The organism is Streptomyces purpurogeneiscleroticus (assembly GCF_020024005.1).
Taxonomy (GTDB): Bacteria; Actinomycetota; Actinomycetes; order Streptomycetales; family Streptomycetaceae; genus Streptomyces; species Streptomyces purpurogeneiscleroticus.
Genome location: NZ_NHSG01000173.1, coordinates 13,082 through 28,487, shown reverse-complemented (window position 1 = coordinate 28,487; position 15,406 = coordinate 13,082). Strand labels below are relative to the sequence as shown.

The window sequence follows — 15,406 nt, the reverse complement described above, 5'->3', positions numbered from 1 at the left end:
GCGGGGGGAGGGGAGAAGATCAGCCGCGGACGCCGTGGAGGGTCATCGCGACCGCCGCCTCCGTGATCTCCGCAGGATCCTCCGCCGCCCCCAGTTCGATGCGGCGGACCGCGGCGTCGACGACGCCCTGGAGGAGCATCGCGGCGAGCCTCGGCTGCTTGTGGCCCAGGGCGCCCAGGGCCTCGACGATCATGGCGATCAGGCCACCGTGGGCGGCGCGGATCTTCTCGCGGGCGCCGGCGTCCAGCTCGCCCGCCGAGATCGCGACGACCGCGCGGTGCCGGCGGTCGCCGACGAGGGCGAGCTGCTGCCGTACGTACGCCTCGATCTTGTCCTCGGGCGTCTCAACGCGCTCCATCGCGGCCTCGACCTCCGCGGCCCATACCGGGAAGTCGACCGCGCACAGCTCTTCGACGACGGCGGCGCGGGAGCGGAAGTACTCGTACACGGAGGACCGCGCGAGGCCCGTGCGTTCGGCGAGGGCGGGGAAGGACAGCGCCTCCGTCCCGCCTTCGGACAGCAGAGTACGAGCAGCGTCCAACAGGGCGTCGCGCTGCATGGTCCGGTGCTCGGCCACAGAGGCCGCTCGAATCCTGGGCACGCCACCACTGTACGGATGCGTCCCGGGCGGCGGCACTCCGCGGCACGGCGTAACGCCGTCAGTGGAGCTCAGCGGCCCACATCGGCCAGCTTGGCGCGCAGCTGCAGGACGGACTTGGTGTGGATCTGGCTGACCCGGCTCTCGGTGACGCCGAGGACGTTGCCGATCTCGGCGAGGGTGAGCCCTTCGTAGTAGTAGAGCGTGACGACGGTCTTCTCGCGTTCGGGGAGTGTGTTGATCGCGCGGGCGAGCAGTCGCCGCAGTTCGCGGTCCTCGGCGATCTCGACCGGGTTCTCGGCCGCGGTGTCCTCGAGCGTGTCCATCAGGCTCAGCCGGTCGCCGCCCTCGCCGCCGGCGTGCAGCAGCTCTTCCAGGGCGACGACGTTGGCCAGGGACAACTGGCTGAAGACGGTGTGCAGTTCCTCGAGCGCGATGCCCATCTCCGCGGCGACCTCGGCCTCGGAAGGAGTGCGGCGCAGCTGGGCTTCGAGCGTGGCGTACGCACGCTCGACCGCTCGCGCCTTCTGGCGGACCGAGCGGGGGATCCAGTCCAGAGCCCGCAGTTCGTCGATCATCGCGCCGCGGATGCGGGTGATCGCGTACGTCTCGAACTTGATGGACCGTTCCGGCTCGAACTTCTCGATGGCGTCGATCAGCCCGAACACGCCGGAGGAGACGAAGTCCGCCTGTTCGACGTTGGGCGGCAGGCCGACGCTGACGCGCCCCGCGACATATTTGACCAGCGGCGAGTAGTGCAGGATCAGCTGCTCCCGCAGGCGTTCGTCACCCGTCGCCTTGTAGGAGCGCCAGAGCTCCTCTAGCGAGGTGGGCGCTGCCGGGCGCACGCTGCCGCGGGCGGCGGGGGGTACCGCCGCGCGGTCAGACCCGGAAGTGTGCTGGGGCATTCGTCGCCTTGAGCCGTTCTGCCGAGACGCTGGTGAAGAGGTGCGTGAGGGTCGTGGGGTCCGTGGAGGGCGGATGCCTTGCGAGCGTAGCGTGACTGTGGTGTCGCAGTGTGCGATCACGGCGTGTTCGTGCGTGCGCAGATTCGTCCGGTAGTCCGCACCCTCGGATGACGACGGGAGCCTGCGCGGCCGTCCGCACGAAACTCGCAAAGATGCACCCTGCGGTCATTCCCCTCAGCCTTTCACCCGTTCGCCCCAGGTCAAGGACCGCCTCGCCGGTAACCTCCGGTCGAATGGGCACCAGAAAGCAACTCCCAGCGAGTACCGCATCTTTGAACGAATCCGAGCGCCTGTAGTTCGAAGAGCTTCGCTTGGGTCGTTTCCAGGGCCGTACCCGTGTCACGGGCGATCTCCGAGGCGCCCTTCGCGCCCCTCAACGGCAGGGCTTCGAGGAGGCGGGTGGCCACCGGGTCCAGCAGGTCGCGGGCCAGAACCGGACCGCGGGGGACGGGAGCAAGATCACCGATGCTGCCCACCAGTTCGACCACCTCGTCCGCGTGGGCGACCAGTACGGCTTCGCCCCGCAGCAGTTGGTGGACACCGGCCGACAACCCGCTGGTGATCGGGCCCGGAACACCCATCGTGAACCGCCCCAGCTCGGCGGCGCGGCGGGCAGTGGCCAGTGATCCGCTGCGCAGCGCGGCCTCGACGACAACCGTTCCCCGGGTGAGGGCGGCGATCACACGGTTGCGCTGGATGAACCGGCTCGGGGTCGGATGAGCACCGGGTGGCAACTCCGCGACGATCAGCCCCTGTTCGGCGATGCGTCCGATCAGTTCGGTGTGTCCACTGGGGTAGATGTGGTCGACGCCGGAGGCGAGTACGGCCACCGTCGGGCCGCCTGCCGCCAAGGTGCCGCGGTGCGCGGCGCCGTCCACCCCGTACGCCGCGCCGGACACCACCGACCAGCCGCGTTCGGCGAGACCCGCGCCCAAGGTCCCGGCCACATGTGCGCCGTATTCCGTACAAGCACGGGCGCCCACAAGGGCGACGGAGCGCAGGGCCCACAGGCGCAGGTTCGCCCTGCCGCGCACCCACAGGCCGACCGGGCGTGCGTCCCCCAGGTCGTTCAGCTGGTGGGGCCATTCCTCGTCGCCGGGGCAGACGAAGCGGCCGTCGAGCGCGGTGGCGGCGGCGAGGTCGGCCTCGGGTGACACCGCCTCGGCCCGTAACCGCAGGCCCGCGATCTTCGCCTCGCCGGCTCCTTCGGGTGGGTCGCCGTCTCCGAGGAGGGAGCGCCAGAGCGCCACGGGTCCCATCCGCCGCAACCAAGCGCCGGCCACTTCGTCGCCGGGTTCGAGGACCCGGGTGAGCGCTGCTCGGGCGAGCCGATCGGCTTCTGGGGTGGGGCCGGCTTCCCTTACCTCCGTGGGATCCCGGTCTTGTCGTGTGGGCAGCCGGCCGGACGCGTCTTCGAGAGAGGTCATGTCCGGCTCACCGCCAGCGGAATGCCACGGCGGACACCGGTACGCAGCTCCAGCGCCCAGTCGACGTCCTCGGCCGTCGGGCGGTCGCGGCCCGCGAGGTCTGCCGCGGTCCAGGCGACGCGCAGGACGCGGTCCAAGCCGCGGGCGGTGAGCAGGCCGTTCTCCAGGTCGCGCTCGGCCTGGACGAGCGCGCCGGGGGCCACGGTCCACCGGGTGCGCAGCTCATGGCCGGGGACTTCGTTGTTCGTCTGCCAGGGGCTGCCGGCGAAGCGGTGAGCGGCGCGTTCCCTGGCGGCGCGGATCCGGTCGGCGGTATCGGCGGTGGATTCGCCGCGGGCCCCGGCGACCAGTTCGCTGCGGGCGACCGGTTCCACGGCGATCCGCAGATCGATCCGGTCCATGAGCGGCCCGGAGAGCCGGGCTCGGTAGCGGGTGATCGAGGACGGGCGGCACTCACAGCCTCCGGCGATGGTGCCGTGGCGTCCGCAGGGGCAGGGATTGGCGGCCAGTACCAGCAGGAAGGACGCCGGGAGCCGCATCATTCCGGCGGCGCGGGCGACCACCACGTACCCGGACTCCAGGGGCTGGCGCAACGAGTCGAGCACCTTGGCGTTGCATTCGGCGGCTTCGTCGATGAACAGGACGCCTCGATGGGCGAGCGACACCGCGCCGGGCCGGGGCAGTCCGCTGCCGCCGCCGACGAGCGAGGCCATGGTGGCGGAGTGGTGCGGTGCGCAGTACGGCGGGCGGCTCACCAGCGGCTGACCGGGCGGAAGCATGCCCGCCACCGAGTGCACCGCGGTGACCTCCAGTGATTCCTTGGACGACAGGGGCGGCAGCAGGCCGGGAAGCCGTTCGGCGAGCATGGTCTTGCCTGCTCCGGGCGGCCCCTTCAGGAAGATGTGGTGGCGTCCGGCGGCAGCCACCTCCAGGGCGCGGCGGGCACCGTGCTGGCCCGCGACCTCGGCCATGTCCGGCGGGCGGGCGTCGGGAGGCAGCCCGGCGCAGGATCCCGCGCCCGGTACGACCAGCCCTGCGAGCAGCGGGTCCGGGCGGCCCGGCTCGTCGCCCTCGTCCTCCTCCTCGGGAACCGGCCCGTCGGTGAGCACGGCGATGAGCTGGCGCAGGCTGCGGACGCCCAGGACGGAGACGCCCGGGACGAGCGATGCCTCGGCAGCGGTCCGCTCGGGAACGACCACCTGGCTATATCCCGCGTCGGCTGCCGCCAGGACCGCCGGCAGCACGCCGCGCACCGGTCGTACCCGGCCGTCCAGACCCAGCTCGCCGATCATGACGAGGTCGGTGAGCTCGCGTGGGTCGATGAGCTCGGCGGCACCGAGGACGGCGCAGGCGACGGCCAGGTCGAAGCCGCTGCCGCCCTTGGGGACGGAGGCCGGGCTGAGGCCGACGGTCAGCTTCTTCTGCGGCCACTCGGAGCCGGAGTTGACCACGGCGGCACGCACCCGGTCTCGGGACTCGATGAGGCTCTTGTCGGGGAGGCCGACGAGGGTGAAGGCCGCGACGCCTGGTTCGAGGTCGGCCTGCACCTCGACGACGACGCCTTCGACGCCGACCAGCGCGACCGAGCACGTACGGGCGAATCCCATCAGGTCACCCCCCGTACGTGAGACACTACGGGCGCGCCGCGGGCGGGAAGCTGGACGCCGATCACATCGATGCGGACACCGCCCGGTGGCGGGCCTCCGTGCGCCGCGGTCCAGTGCTCGGCGAGGAGGGACAGACGGCGCGCCTTCGTGGGCGTGACAGCCGCCATGGGGTGTTCGTACGGGCCTGCGCGTCTGGTCTTGACCTCGCACACGACGAACGCGTCGGCGTCGGCGGCGACGATGTCGATCTCGCCGAAGCGGCAGCGCCAGTTCCGGTCGAGGATGCGCATGCCGTGGGCGGTCAGCCACCGGGCGGCGAGATCTTCGCCGTACCGTCCCAGTCCGGAGCGGCGGCAGCCACCACGGGCGCGGCCGCCGGGGCTGCCCCGGCCTCGCGGGCGCTTGCGTCGTGTCTTTGCCGAGTCGGCCGCTCGCGGCGGGCGGGGGACCGACCGGGCTCGTACGGGCTCTGCTGTACCGCTGCCGACCGCGGCGTTTTCTGCTGTGGCGTTCATCCGGCACCACCTCCGGCACCGACTGTGACGCTTCTGCCACCGAGTGTTGGATCTTGGTGGACAACTCAGCGGTTGTGCATAACGCCGTCACCCGTGGGGGTGAAATGACCGCGCCGCGCCTGGCAGCGGAATAGTCGCCCGGCCGATCACGAGGAAACGGTCACTCAGCCGCTCGGCAGCTCGAGGTCGCTCTTGTTCAGCTCCTCGATGTTCACGTCCTTGAAGGTCAGCACGCGGACCTGCTTCACGAACCTGGCCGGGCGGTACATGTCCCACACCCAGGCGTCTGCCATGGAGACTTCGAAAAAGACCTCACCTTGGACAGAGTGCACCTGCATCTCGTAGTCGTTGGTGAGATAGAACCGGCGCTCGGTCTCGATCACGTATTTGAACAGTCCGACGACATCGCGGTACTCCCGGTAGAGCTTCAGCTCCATCTCGGTCTCGTACTTCTCGAGGTCCTCGGCGCTCATGGCAGATCCCCTTCAGCCGTACGTCCCCCTATTGTGCGTCAGACACTCTCGGTCTCCAGGACCACTGGCGCACTAGGGGGTCCTTCGTCGAGCAGCGTGCGCAACAGCTCGGCAAGTCTGGTCGGATACACCGTCTCATGCGATGCGGAGAGTTCCGTCACCGTCCACCATCTCAGCCCCGCCACGCTGCGCCGTTCCAGCTCCGTCAGGCCGCTCAGCCGGGTCGCGGTGTTGCGTGTACGCGCCAGGTAGTACCACTCGTCCTGGTCCCAGCGCCGCCCGTCGAACGGGAACGAGCAGTGCCGTCGCCACACCACGGGGCCGAGCTCCGCGTCCGTGATCCCGGTTTCCTCCGCGAGCTCCCGGAGAGCCGCCTCCTCCCGGCTCTCGGTGCCCTCCAGTCCGCCGCCCGGCGTGAACCACCAGGTCCTCGACGGTTCGTCCGGTTCGAAGCCGTGCATCAGCAGAACCCGGTCCTCGGGGTCGAGCAGGATCACCCGGGAGACGCGCCGCAGCGCGGTGCCCGCCGGTATGCCGATCTGTTCCTGTGTACCGGTATCCGCTTCAGACACGCGTACGCCTCCTCCGGTTCGCAATCGGCCCGTACGCCGCTCCCCCCAATATCAACACCGCGCCGGCCACGATCGCCACCACGAGGGGCTGCACCGGACCGGGCTGGGACGTGCCGCCCGGCAGGGCCGCGAAGGCCGTGGGCCGCTGCAGCGTGCCGAAGTTCGCGACCGGCCACGCCGTGGCGTCCACCCGGGCGTCCACCGCATCGCGCGGCACGGCACCGTGATCACCGTCCGTGAGGTGCACCCGCGAGTCCATGGAGTCACTGCGGTGATCACCCAGCAGGAAGAGCTGCCCCTTGGGGACCTCCGCCTTGAAGCCGACGGGAGAGGCCGGGCCGTTGCCCTGGAGATATGGTTCCTCGATGGGCTTGCCGTTGACGGTGAGCTTGCCGTCGGCATTGCAGCAGGCGACCTTGTCGCCGCCCACCCCGACGACCCGCTTCACCATGGGCATGTCGCCCCACACGGAGTCCCTGAAGACCACGACGTCGCCGCGGCGCACCTCGGAGCCGTCCACGTTCTGCGCCAGGACTCGGGCGCCGGCCGTGATGGTGGGCGCCATCGAATCGGTCGGGACCGTGTACGGCCGGTAGAGCACCGCACCCCATACGAATCCGCCCAGGAACAGCACACAGCCGACGGCCACCGCCAGACCGGACAGCACGCTGCCCGCGGTCCGGCCGTGGCCGCCGCTCGTACGCCCCTCGCTCCTGCTCATCCCGCGCTCCCACCCCGCGGGCCGCCCCGCGTCGAAGATCCCGGGACGGCACCTTACCTGGGGTTACTTCCCCCAGTCAGCCTTCGGCCGACGGTCCGATGAGAGCCTTCGGGCGCCGTTTCCCGACGTACGCGGCGCATCGACGACACGCCCGCCGGACGCACACAGATCCCTCACCTACGGGCGGTGCGGTCAGCGGTCGCGCGGCTCCTTGCCGGTCGCTCCCACCGCCACATTGGTGGGCAGCTCGGCCAGCACCCGCCGGCGCCGCCACAGCACGATCGGCACCGCGCCGGCCACGCCCAGCGCCGCCGGCGCCGCAGCCATCGCCTGGCTCAGCCCCGGCTGCTCGAAGGTGTCCGGCACCGGCAGCAGCGACCACCGGTTGATCGGCCAGGCGATCGTGAACGCGCGGCCCACGACCTCGTCCTCCGAGACCGTGCCGTTGCCCTTCAGGTCCTGGTGGTAGCGCGAGTCCAGGGAGTCCTGGCGGTGGTCGCCCATCACCCAGAGCCGCCCCTCGGGCACCTTGATCGGGCCGAAGGGCTTGTCACCGCACGGGGTGTTCCCCGCGAAGAGGTACGCGTCCTCCTGGAGCGCCCTGCCGTTGACCTTCACCGGTCCGGTGCCCTTGCACTCGACCGTGTCGCCACCGACCGCGATGACGCGCTTGATCAGGTCCTTCTCCTCCGCGGACGGCATCAGGCCGATCCAGCTGAGGACCTTCTGCACAGGATTCGGCGTCGGGGTGGGCACTTCATTGAGCCAGCCGCCCGGGTCGTGGAACACGACGACCTCGCCGCGCTCCGGCTTCGCGCCGAACCACGGGGTCAGCTTGTCCACCAGCACCCGGTCGCCGCGCTGCAGGGTGTTCTGCATCGAGTCGGAAGGGATCGAGAACGCCTGCACCAGGAAGGTCTTGATGACCAGCGCCAGGGCCAGGGCGATGAGGATCAGGAGCGGCAGCTCCTTCCAGAAGGAACGCGGCGGCTTCTTGTCCTTCGTCACGCCGCCGTTCTCCTCTTCTCTCTCCTGTCGCGCGTCCTGCGGCTGCTGCTCCTGATGCACCACGTCCGCTACGGGGGACCTATCGCGCCCCTCTGGTTCTTCGGGCTCTTCGGTACCGGACCGTGCGCCGACCGCCACGTCCCCCACATTCACTCCTTACTCCAAGCCGCCGCCTGCTCGTCAAACGGTGCAGGCCCACCACTCCCATAACGAGCGGGAGTTCCGCAGGGGTCGGGAGAACGGTCAAACCTTCGAGTGACACAGTATGCGGCGCCGCAGCCGCCGTCGCCGGTGCACCCGGCGCGTCGCGCACAGAGGCGTACGTATCGGGCTCCTCCAGGCGCTGCCAGTGCTTGAACGGCCAGGCGATCACCACTGCGCGCCCCACGACACTGCTCATCGCGACCGTCCCCCGGTACGGCTCGTCCAGGTGGTACCGGGAGTCGGCGGAGTTGGACCGGTGGTCCCCCATGACGAAGAGCCGCCCGGTCGGCACGTTGACCTCGAACTTCAACCGCGAGGGCGGATTGCCCGGGTGGACGTACGGCTCGTTCAACGGCGTCCCGTTGACGGTGACCCGGCCGCTCTTGTCGCAGCACTTGACGGTGTCGCCGCCGACGGCGACAACCCGCTTGATCAGGTCCTGCTCGTCCGCCGACGGCAGCAGCCCGATGAAGGTGAGGACTTCCTTGACCTGCTTGACGCCCACCGGGTCGTCGGCCACGGTGGTGCGCTCCCCCGCGAGCCAGCGGTTCGGGTCCTTGAAGACGACCACGTCCCCCCGTTGCGGCTCGGCGCCGAACCACGGGGTCAGCTTGTCGACGAGTACCCGGTCGCCGATCTGGATCGTCTGCTCCATGGAGCCCGACGGGATCACGAATGCCTGTACGAGGAACGTCTTCAGGACCAGGGCGATCGCCAGCGCCACCCCGATCAGGATCGGTATCTCCTTCAGGTACGAACGCTGCCTGCGCCTCTTGATGCGCTTGGCCTGGCGTCGCCTGTCGGCCCGTCCGCCGGTCGCCGGCGTGGTCGTACGGGTCGCGGTGCCGCCCGCTCCGAGGTCCGCGCCATAGGGGTCGGCGCCGGGCATACGGGTGCCGTGCGCGGCATCCGGTACGGAGCGGCGCGTCTTCGTACCGTGGCCTTCCGGTGGTGCGCCTGTGCGGTGGTGCCCGTGGCGCGGGCGCCCCCTGTTACCCATGGGGCCCTGCCGCAGCCGGTATGCCGTTGAACGCGTGGGGCCGCTCCAGGGAGGTCCAGCGGCCGACCGGCCAGCCGATCCAGTCCGCGCGGCCGATCACCTTGTCCAGCGGTACGGTGCCGCCACCGGGGTCGCCCAGGTGGTCGCGGGAGTCGCTCGACCTGGCGCGGTGGTCCCCCATGACCCACAGCTTCCCCTCGGGCACGACCACGTCGAAGGGCACGTCCGACGGGCTGTCTCCGGGGTGGAGATAAGGCTCGTCCACCGGTTCGCCGTTCACCTTGATCCGTCCCCGTTTGTCGCAGCAGGTCACCCGGTCCCCGCCGACGCCGATCACGCGCTTGATGTAGTCCGTCTCCGCGGCCGGCGCCAGACCCACCGCGGCTCCGGCCCCGCGCAGCAGCTCCGTCACCGGGTTCCCGGCCGGCGCCTCCTGCACGAACGACCCGGTGCCGTCGAACACCACGGCGTCCCCCCGGCGCGGTTCGCCGCCGAACCGGTACGCCAGCTTGTTCACCAGTACCCGGTCGCCGATCTGGAGCGTGTTCTCCATCGACGAGCTGGGGATCAGGAAGGGCTGGACGACGAAGGCGCTGAGCAGCCCCACGAACGCCAGACAGGCCAGCACCAGCAGAACCGGGCCCCGACGCAGCAGCGGGCGCGCAGCGGCCTCCTCACAGCCTTCCTCGCGGCTCTCGCCGGACTCCGCCGCCGCCCCCTCGCGGGAGCCGCTCGCGGACCGCTCCCGCCGCCAAGAAAAACACCCGAAGCGCGACCCCTGCTCCGCCCCTTGGTCAGGGGCTGGAGAGGAGTCGCGCTCCGGGAGCGTCGAAGGCTGTGCGTCGGTGTCCATCGAGCCCAGAGCCTATCCGGCCCGGGGTTAAGGACACCGTACGGCTGCTCAGCTCTCGCGCTTCTCCTTGATCTTGGCGGCCTTGCCGCGCAGCTCACGGAGGTAGTACAGCTTGGCGCGACGGACGTCACCGCGGGTCACGACCTCGATCTTCTCGACGATCGGGGTGTGCACCGGGAAGGTGCGCTCGACGCCGACGGAGAAGCTGACCTTGCGGACCGTGAAGGTCTCGCGCACGCCGGCGCCCTGACGGCGGATGACGACGCCCTTGAACTGCTGCACACGGGAGCGGTTGCCCTCGATGACGCGGACGTGGACGTTGACGGTGTCACCCGGGCGGAAGGCGGGGACGTCGCTGCGCAGCGACCCGGCGTCGACGGAGTCGAGAAGGTGCATGACCTACTGCTTTCTTCGCTGATGCCACAGGTCATCAGCGGAATTCGTGATGATGGTTCGGAAGTCCGGACGAGGAGTCCGGGTGCCGGTCCGTCGGGCGGGCGTCGTTCCCCCTGTGGCAGGGGCGCGCGCCGGACGCACAGCAGCGGCCTATTCTTCCACGGCGTCGGTCGTCCGCCCAAATCGCCCGTCCGGCCCCGGGGCCCACCCCAGGATGGAGAGGGTTTCGCGGTCCTTCTTGTCGAAGGCGGCGGGGTCGGCGCGTTCGATCAGGTCCGGGCGGTTCCGGTCCGTACGGCGGAATGCCTCGTCGCGGCGCCAGCGGGCGATCTTGCCGTGGTGGCCGCTGAGCAGCACCTCGGGGATGCCACGGCCACGCCACTCCGGGGGCTTGGTGTAGACCGGCCCCTCCAGGAGGTCGGCCATCGCCCCGGGGGCGAAGGAGTCGTCCTGATGGGACGCGGCGTTGCCGAGCACTCCGGGGAGGAGGCGGGCGATGGCCTCGACCATGACCAGGACGGGCGCCTCGCCGCCGGCCAGTACGTAGTCGCCGATGGAGACCTCACGGACGTCCAGCCGGTCGCCGTACTCCTCGATGACGCGGCGGTCGATGCCTTCGTAGCGGGCCGGGGTGAAGACCAGCCACGGCTTCTCGGAGAGCTCGACGGCGAGCTCCTGGGTGAAGGGCCGGCCGCTGGGCGTCGGAACGACGATCACCGGCTGCTCCTCCCCCTCGCCCGACTCGATGACCGAGTCCAGCGCCTCGCCCCACGGCTCGGGCTTCATGACCATGCCGGGGCCGCCGCCGTACGGGGTGTCGTCCACGGTGTTGTGCTTGTCGTGGGTGAACTCACGCAGGTCGTGGATGCGGACGTCCAGCTGCCCCCGGGCGCGCGCCTTGCCGACCAGCGAGACGTTCAGCGGTTCGAGGTACTCGGGGAAGATCGTGACGACGTCGAGACGCATGATCAGGCGTCCTCACCGCGCGCTGTCCGACCACCCTCGGGGGCCTCGCCGCCTTCGGGCACCTCGCCGCCTTCGGGCACCTCGCCGCCTTCGGGCGCCGGGCCGTTTTCGGGCGTGCTCGGGGAGTCCGCGTCGGCCTCCGCGTCCCGGCTGGAGGCGACCTCCGCCTGGGCATCGTCGAGCAGCCCCGGCGGCGGGGTGATGACCGCTCGCTGCTCCTCGAGGTCGATCTCCGGCACGATCTCGGCGACAAACGGGATCATGACCTGGCTGCCGTCGGCGCGCTCGACGATCAGCAGGTCGTGGTACGGCAGGTGGGAGATCTCGATGATGCGGCCGACCTCGACGCCGTCCTCGGTCACCACGTCGAGGTCGATGAGCTGGTGGTCGTAGAACTCCTCGGGGTCCTCGGGAAGTTCCTCGGGGTCGACCTCGGCGATCAGCAGGGTGTTACGGAGCGCTTCGGCGGCCGTACGGTCCTTCACGCCCTCGAAGCGCAGCAGCAGACGACCGCTGTGCACACGACCGGTCTCGATGGTCAGCGGGCCGGTGGACGCCGGGTCGGTGGTCAGGACCGCGCCCGGGGCAAGCCGCAGCTCCGGCTCGTCCGTGCGCACCTCCACCGTGACCTCGCCCTTGATCCCATGGGCGCGTCCGATCCGCGCGACAACCAACTGCACAGTGCACCTCTTTGCGGCTGAACCGCCGCCGCTTTCGCGGACGGGGTTGCTCGCCGTTGTGGTTTCTCAATTGATGGTTGGGCCTTAAGTGGCCCGTGTGGTTACGGTCCGGAGTTCGCCGCCCGAACCGCATCGCCTGGCCCCATCGTCACAGACGAACAACACGGGCCGGGGAAGGCTTGGAGCCCTCCCCGGCCCGTGCCGGTGTTCCGATGCTCAGCGGACCTGGTCCACGTCGACGAGGTCGACGCGGATGCCGCGGCCGCCGAGGGCACCCACAACAGTACGCAGAGCGCGCGCGGTGCGACCGTTACGGCCGATCACCTTGCCGAGGTCGTCCGGGTGCACCCGGACCTCCAGGACGCGTCCGCGACGCAGGTTGCGCGAGGCTACCTGCACGTCGTCGGGATTGTCGACGATGCCTTTGACGAGGTGCTCAAGAGCCTCCTCGAGCATGCTCAGGCCTCGGTCGACTCGGACTTGGCCGTCTCGGCCTCGGCCTCGTCCGCCTTCTTGTCAGCCTTCTTGGCCTTGGGGGTGATGGCCTCACCCTTCGGCTCGTCACCGGCGTCCTTGGCGGCGGCCTCGAAGAGGGCGCGCTTGTCGGCCTTGGGCTCGGCAACCTTCATCGGGGCCGGGGCGGGCAGACCCTTGAACTTCTGCCAGTCACCGGTGACCTTGAGGATGGCCGCGACGGGCTCGGTCGGCTGCGCGCCGACACTCAGCCAGTACTGGACACGCTCGGAGTCGACCTCGATGCGCGAGGGGTTCTGCACCGGGTGGTACAGGCCGATCTCCTCGATGGCCCGGCCGTCACGGCGGGTACGGGAGTCGGCAACGACGATGCGGTAGTGAGGCGAACGGATCTTGCCCAGACGCTTCAGCTTGATCTTGACTGCCACGGGAGTGGTGTCTCCTGGTGTTGACGTGGTTGGGCACAACGAGATGCCACGTGGGGTTGCGGTACCCGAGTGCCCGATGGACGCGTCAGCCGGAGGAGAGAGGGGTCCTATGCGACTGTCGAGTACAGCTAGCCATTGTGCCATACGAGCACGGGGCGGCCGACCGCGGGCATCCGACCGCTGACCAGGACGGGCCGGCCGCCTCCCGCCGCCCGGCGTAGGCCGGCCGCGACCGGACGGGCGGCCGGCCCGGCGCTCCGGTCAGCCGACCGCGGCCACCTCGGGGATGCGGAACGGCTTGCCGCAGCCGCCGCACATGATGGGGGCCTGGGCGAGCACGGAGGGGACGACCCGGACGTTGCGCCCGCAGTCGCAGACGGCCTTGACCCGCACGCCGCCACCGGAGGAACCGTGCCGCGCGGCCGGGCCGCGGAAGCTGCGGCTGCTGTCGGTCGCGGTGGCGGCGGTGTGCGCCTTGAGTGCTCTGCCGAGCCGCTCGATGGTGGGGCGGTACCGCCTTCTGGCTTCGGGGTTGAGCGTGACCAGGGAGAAGCCGCTGCTGGGGTGCGGCTCGTCGGCGTGGTCCAGACCCAGCTCCTCGGCGATCGCCAGGAATCGGCGGTTGTGGTAGCGACCGGCGCGTGAGGTGTCGCGGACGCCGCGGGACGCGGCGATGCCGTGAACTGCCTCATGAAGCAGCCGTTCGAAGGAGAGCTCGGCGCCACAGGCGGACGAGGACTCTCCGATCAGGGATTCGGGCGCGGCCAAATCCGGCAGCTCGGGATGGTGCCGTTGAATGTCGGCCCAAGCGAGCGCCAGCTCGGCGGCGAGAACAGGTGTCGTGCTCACGTCGTGACAACGAGCCGGTACCGCTCAGTGTTCCGATTCCGGGGCATCCCAAATAATTTGCACGTACCAGTCAGTTTCGGCTCATGCGGCCCGTGGAGGGCGGGTGCGTCTTTCTCTGGACGAGACGCGCACCGGGTGCCGAGCCGGTATGTATCGGCGCGTACGTCCGGTGCACCGGAAGGGCGGACGCTGCGCAGCACCTGTGTACATCGTGCCCCGCGGGCCCCGAAGGGACGGCGTGGGCTCAGAGCCGACCACGCGATCATGGTGATCGTACCGGCGAGGCCGGGACCGCCCGAAGCCACCCCGTCCACGTGTTGCGGACGCCCTACGACAAGGGGGCGCGAAGCGCCGTACGCCACTCGGGTGAGGGGCGCCTCGAAGCCTGTGAAGGGCGCCGGACAGCGCCGCCTCCGGGTCCGCCGACGGCCGGCCGGCGCCCGGACGGCGCAAACGGGGGCGCGCGGTAGACAACCGGGCGCAACCCCTGGACTCTGGGATGGATGGGGGGTTGTCTGGACCGGGGGGCACAGCGCAACAAATCGGGGGCGGAAGACCATTTTCCTCAAGCTCGGGCTCTCGGCGGATAGGGGCGCTTTCCATGACACCCACGCTCGTACAGCACGGCCTCCAGCGTTCCGGCCCTTCCGGTCACCCTGCACCGGACGGCTCCGGTTCGGGGGCGCGCGCTCGCGACTGGGCCGAAATCCAGGAACGGATGCTGGTGCCGCTGTATGAGGCCGTGTACCAACGGCTGGATGTCGGCCCGCACACCCGACTGCTGGCACTGGGTTGTGGTTCCGGCCTCGCCCTGCTGATGGCCGCGGCCCGTGGCGCGCAGGTCAGCGGAGTGGACATGGACGAGCCGCGGCTGCGGCTGGCCCGGGAGCGGCTGGCGCCGGAGGAGGGCCCCGAAGCGGGGGAGTCGACCGCGTGCCTGGCGCACGGTGGACCGGAGTGCATGGATTCTCCACAACGGCACTTCAATCTGGTGACGGCGTTCCACCCGGTGGGCTGTGTCAGCACCGTCGAGGGACTGGCGTCCTCCTTGCAGACGGCGACGACGCTCGCCGAGCGTGGCAGCCCGGTGGTACTGGGCGGCTGGGGCCCGGTCGAGCGATGCGCCACGGCAGGTGTACTCCGAGTGGCGCAGCGGCTCGCGGACCCGTCCCTCCCGCTCGACCGGACGATGTCGCCCACGGCGGCCGGCTGGCGGCCCAGCAGCCGGGACGACCTGGAGGAGCTGGCGGAGCGTGCGGGGCTGCGGCCGGACGGTTCGGGCCGGGTGGCCTGCCCGTTCGGGTACGCCGATCTTCCGAGTGCGATGCGCGGGCTGCTGTCGACGGGTCTGTTCGACGCGGCGCTGCAGGTCGCCGATCCGGCACAGGTGGAGAAGGAGCTGTCGGAGGCGCTGCATCCGTACCAGCGCGCGGACGGCACGGTCTGGATGCCGAACGTCTTCCGTTACCTGATCGCCCGGACCCGCTGAGCACGCTCAGCTTCCGTCCACAGCCTTCGGGCACCTCCGCAGTCGCGGGAAGCGGACGCGGACGTCATGCGCGCGGGCATCATGGCCCGGCAACGGCAAGTCGAGCCGGCACGAGTGCCGGCGATGACGTCCGCGCTCGCTGAGTTCTGTACGTCCGCGTGTGCCTGCCACCTGTCCG

General features: G+C 70.4%; 18 protein-coding genes. 1 reads left to right on the top strand and 17 read right to left on the bottom strand.

Translation table 11 applies throughout. From position 1 onward, the window contains the following. Nucleotides 1-19: 19 nt before the first annotated feature. From CCS38_RS10560 to CCS38_RS10480, 17 genes are all read right to left on the bottom strand, one after another. A complete protein-coding gene (locus CCS38_RS10560; protein WP_223732962.1) occupies nt 20-559 on the bottom strand; it encodes a TetR/AcrR family transcriptional regulator in 540 nt (179 codons plus the stop codon). A gap of 110 nt (nt 560-669) precedes the next feature. Continuing rightward, nucleotides 670-1,506, bottom strand: a complete 837-nt coding sequence (gene whiG / locus CCS38_RS10555; protein WP_223732959.1) for an RNA polymerase sigma factor WhiG — start codon at nt 1,504-1,506, stop codon at nt 670-672. 260 nt (nt 1,507-1,766) lie between these two features. Further along, the gene (gene dprA / locus CCS38_RS10550; RefSeq protein ID WP_223732958.1) at nt 1,767-2,993 is read right to left on the bottom strand and encodes a DNA-processing protein DprA; all 1,227 of its coding nucleotides are present in this window, start codon (nt 2,991-2,993) and stop codon (nt 1,767-1,769) included. Then, nucleotides 2,990-4,600 carry a YifB family Mg chelatase-like AAA ATPase gene (locus tag CCS38_RS10545; protein WP_223732957.1) on the bottom strand — a complete coding sequence of 537 codons (1,611 nt, stop codon included), beginning with the start codon at nt 4,598-4,600 and terminating at the stop codon, nt 2,990-2,992. The genes dprA and CCS38_RS10545 overlap by 4 nt, the downstream gene beginning before the upstream one ends. Further along, the gene (locus tag CCS38_RS10540) at nt 4,600-4,941 is read right to left on the bottom strand and encodes a YraN family protein (RefSeq protein WP_223732961.1); all 342 of its coding nucleotides are present in this window, start codon (nt 4,939-4,941) and stop codon (nt 4,600-4,602) included. The genes CCS38_RS10545 and CCS38_RS10540 overlap by 1 nt, the downstream gene beginning before the upstream one ends. Nucleotides 4,942-5,279: 338 nt before the next feature. Then, complete coding sequence (locus CCS38_RS10535) at nt 5,280-5,588, bottom strand: DUF2469 domain-containing protein (protein WP_003993268.1); 309 nt, start codon at nt 5,586-5,588, stop codon at nt 5,280-5,282. 38 nt (nt 5,589-5,626) lie between these two features. After that, the gene (locus CCS38_RS10530) at nt 5,627-6,160 is read right to left on the bottom strand and encodes an NUDIX hydrolase (protein WP_223732956.1); all 534 of its coding nucleotides are present in this window, start codon (nt 6,158-6,160) and stop codon (nt 5,627-5,629) included. Continuing rightward, nucleotides 6,153-6,881 (bottom strand): signal peptidase I, encoded by a 729-nt coding sequence (gene lepB / locus CCS38_RS10525; RefSeq protein WP_223732955.1) that lies wholly within the window; start codon nt 6,879-6,881, stop codon nt 6,153-6,155. The genes CCS38_RS10530 and lepB (CCS38_RS10525) overlap by 8 nt, the downstream gene beginning before the upstream one ends. Nucleotides 6,882-7,073: 192 nt before the next feature. After that, the gene (gene lepB / locus CCS38_RS10520) at nt 7,074-7,889 is read right to left on the bottom strand and encodes a signal peptidase I (RefSeq protein ID WP_372457040.1); all 816 of its coding nucleotides are present in this window, start codon (nt 7,887-7,889) and stop codon (nt 7,074-7,076) included. A gap of 79 nt (nt 7,890-7,968) precedes the next feature. After that, the gene (gene lepB, locus CCS38_RS10515) at nt 7,969-9,093 is read right to left on the bottom strand and encodes a signal peptidase I (protein ID WP_372457039.1); all 1,125 of its coding nucleotides are present in this window, start codon (nt 9,091-9,093) and stop codon (nt 7,969-7,971) included. Continuing rightward, nucleotides 9,086-9,946 (bottom strand): signal peptidase I, encoded by an 861-nt coding sequence (gene lepB / locus CCS38_RS10510; RefSeq protein WP_223732952.1) that lies wholly within the window; start codon nt 9,944-9,946, stop codon nt 9,086-9,088. Before lepB (CCS38_RS10510) ends, lepB (CCS38_RS10515) begins: the two co-directional genes overlap by 8 nt. 48 nt (nt 9,947-9,994) lie before the next feature. Next, nucleotides 9,995-10,342: a 50S ribosomal protein L19 gene (rplS, locus tag CCS38_RS10505; RefSeq protein WP_030267158.1), complete on the bottom strand. Its 348-nt coding sequence runs from the start codon at nt 10,340-10,342 to the stop codon at nt 9,995-9,997. 150 nt (nt 10,343-10,492) lie between these two features. After that, on the bottom strand, nt 10,493-11,308 hold the full coding sequence (gene trmD, locus CCS38_RS10500; RefSeq protein ID WP_223732951.1) for a tRNA (guanosine(37)-N1)-methyltransferase TrmD: 816 nt from the start codon (nt 11,306-11,308) through the stop codon (nt 10,493-10,495). Nucleotides 11,309-11,310: 2 nt separating this feature from the next. Then, on the bottom strand, nt 11,311-11,988 hold the full coding sequence (gene rimM / locus CCS38_RS10495) for a ribosome maturation factor RimM (protein ID WP_223732950.1): 678 nt from the start codon (nt 11,986-11,988) through the stop codon (nt 11,311-11,313). Nucleotides 11,989-12,204: 216 nt separating this feature from the next. Beyond that, entirely contained in the window at nt 12,205-12,444 is a 240-nt protein-coding gene (locus CCS38_RS10490) for an RNA-binding protein (RefSeq protein WP_030267150.1), read from the bottom strand. A 2-nt stretch (nt 12,445-12,446) separates the two neighbouring features. After that, complete coding sequence (gene rpsP, locus CCS38_RS10485) at nt 12,447-12,890, bottom strand: 30S ribosomal protein S16 (RefSeq protein ID WP_223732949.1); 444 nt, start codon at nt 12,888-12,890, stop codon at nt 12,447-12,449. 261 nt (nt 12,891-13,151) lie between these two features. Further along, nucleotides 13,152-13,739, bottom strand: a complete 588-nt coding sequence (locus CCS38_RS10480) for a hypothetical protein (protein WP_223732948.1) — start codon at nt 13,737-13,739, stop codon at nt 13,152-13,154. Between the two features lie 601 nt (nt 13,740-14,340). Here CCS38_RS10480 and CCS38_RS10475 point away from each other — a divergent pair. Further along, the gene (locus tag CCS38_RS10475; protein ID WP_223732947.1) at nt 14,341-15,228 is read left to right on the top strand and encodes a class I SAM-dependent methyltransferase; all 888 of its coding nucleotides are present in this window, start codon (nt 14,341-14,343) and stop codon (nt 15,226-15,228) included. Nucleotides 15,229-15,406 lie beyond the last annotated feature (178 nt).

What these genes read in the sequence shown, in the direction of transcription:
- CCS38_RS10560 (WP_223732962.1), bottom strand. Translation starts at nt 559, where the DNA reads ATGCAGCGCGACGCCCTGTTGGACGCTGCTCGTACTCTGCTGTCCGAA.
- whiG (WP_223732959.1), bottom strand. Translation starts at nt 1,506, where the DNA reads ATGCCCCAGCACACTTCCGGGTCTGACCGCGCGGCGGTACCCCCCGCC.
- dprA (WP_223732958.1), bottom strand. Translation starts at nt 2,993, where the DNA reads ATGACCTCTCTCGAAGACGCGTCCGGCCGGCTGCCCACACGACAAGAC.
- CCS38_RS10545 (WP_223732957.1), bottom strand. Translation starts at nt 4,600, where the DNA reads ATGGGATTCGCCCGTACGTGCTCGGTCGCGCTGGTCGGCGTCGAAGGC.
- CCS38_RS10535 (WP_003993268.1), bottom strand. Translation starts at nt 5,588, where the DNA reads ATGAGCGCCGAGGACCTCGAGAAGTACGAGACCGAGATGGAGCTGAAG.
- lepB (WP_223732955.1), bottom strand. Translation starts at nt 6,881, where the DNA reads ATGAGCAGGAGCGAGGGGCGTACGAGCGGCGGCCACGGCCGGACCGCG.
- lepB (WP_372457039.1), bottom strand. Translation starts at nt 9,093, where the DNA reads ATGGGTAACAGGGGGCGCCCGCGCCACGGGCACCACCGCACAGGCGCA.
- lepB (WP_223732952.1), bottom strand. Translation starts at nt 9,946, where the DNA reads ATGGACACCGACGCACAGCCTTCGACGCTCCCGGAGCGCGACTCCTCT.
- rplS (WP_030267158.1), bottom strand. Translation starts at nt 10,342, where the DNA reads ATGCACCTTCTCGACTCCGTCGACGCCGGGTCGCTGCGCAGCGACGTC.
- trmD (WP_223732951.1), bottom strand. Translation starts at nt 11,308, where the DNA reads ATGCGTCTCGACGTCGTCACGATCTTCCCCGAGTACCTCGAACCGCTG.
- CCS38_RS10490 (WP_030267150.1), bottom strand. Translation starts at nt 12,444, where the DNA reads ATGCTCGAGGAGGCTCTTGAGCACCTCGTCAAAGGCATCGTCGACAAT.
- CCS38_RS10475 (WP_223732947.1), top strand. Translation starts at nt 14,341, where the DNA reads ATGACACCCACGCTCGTACAGCACGGCCTCCAGCGTTCCGGCCCTTCC.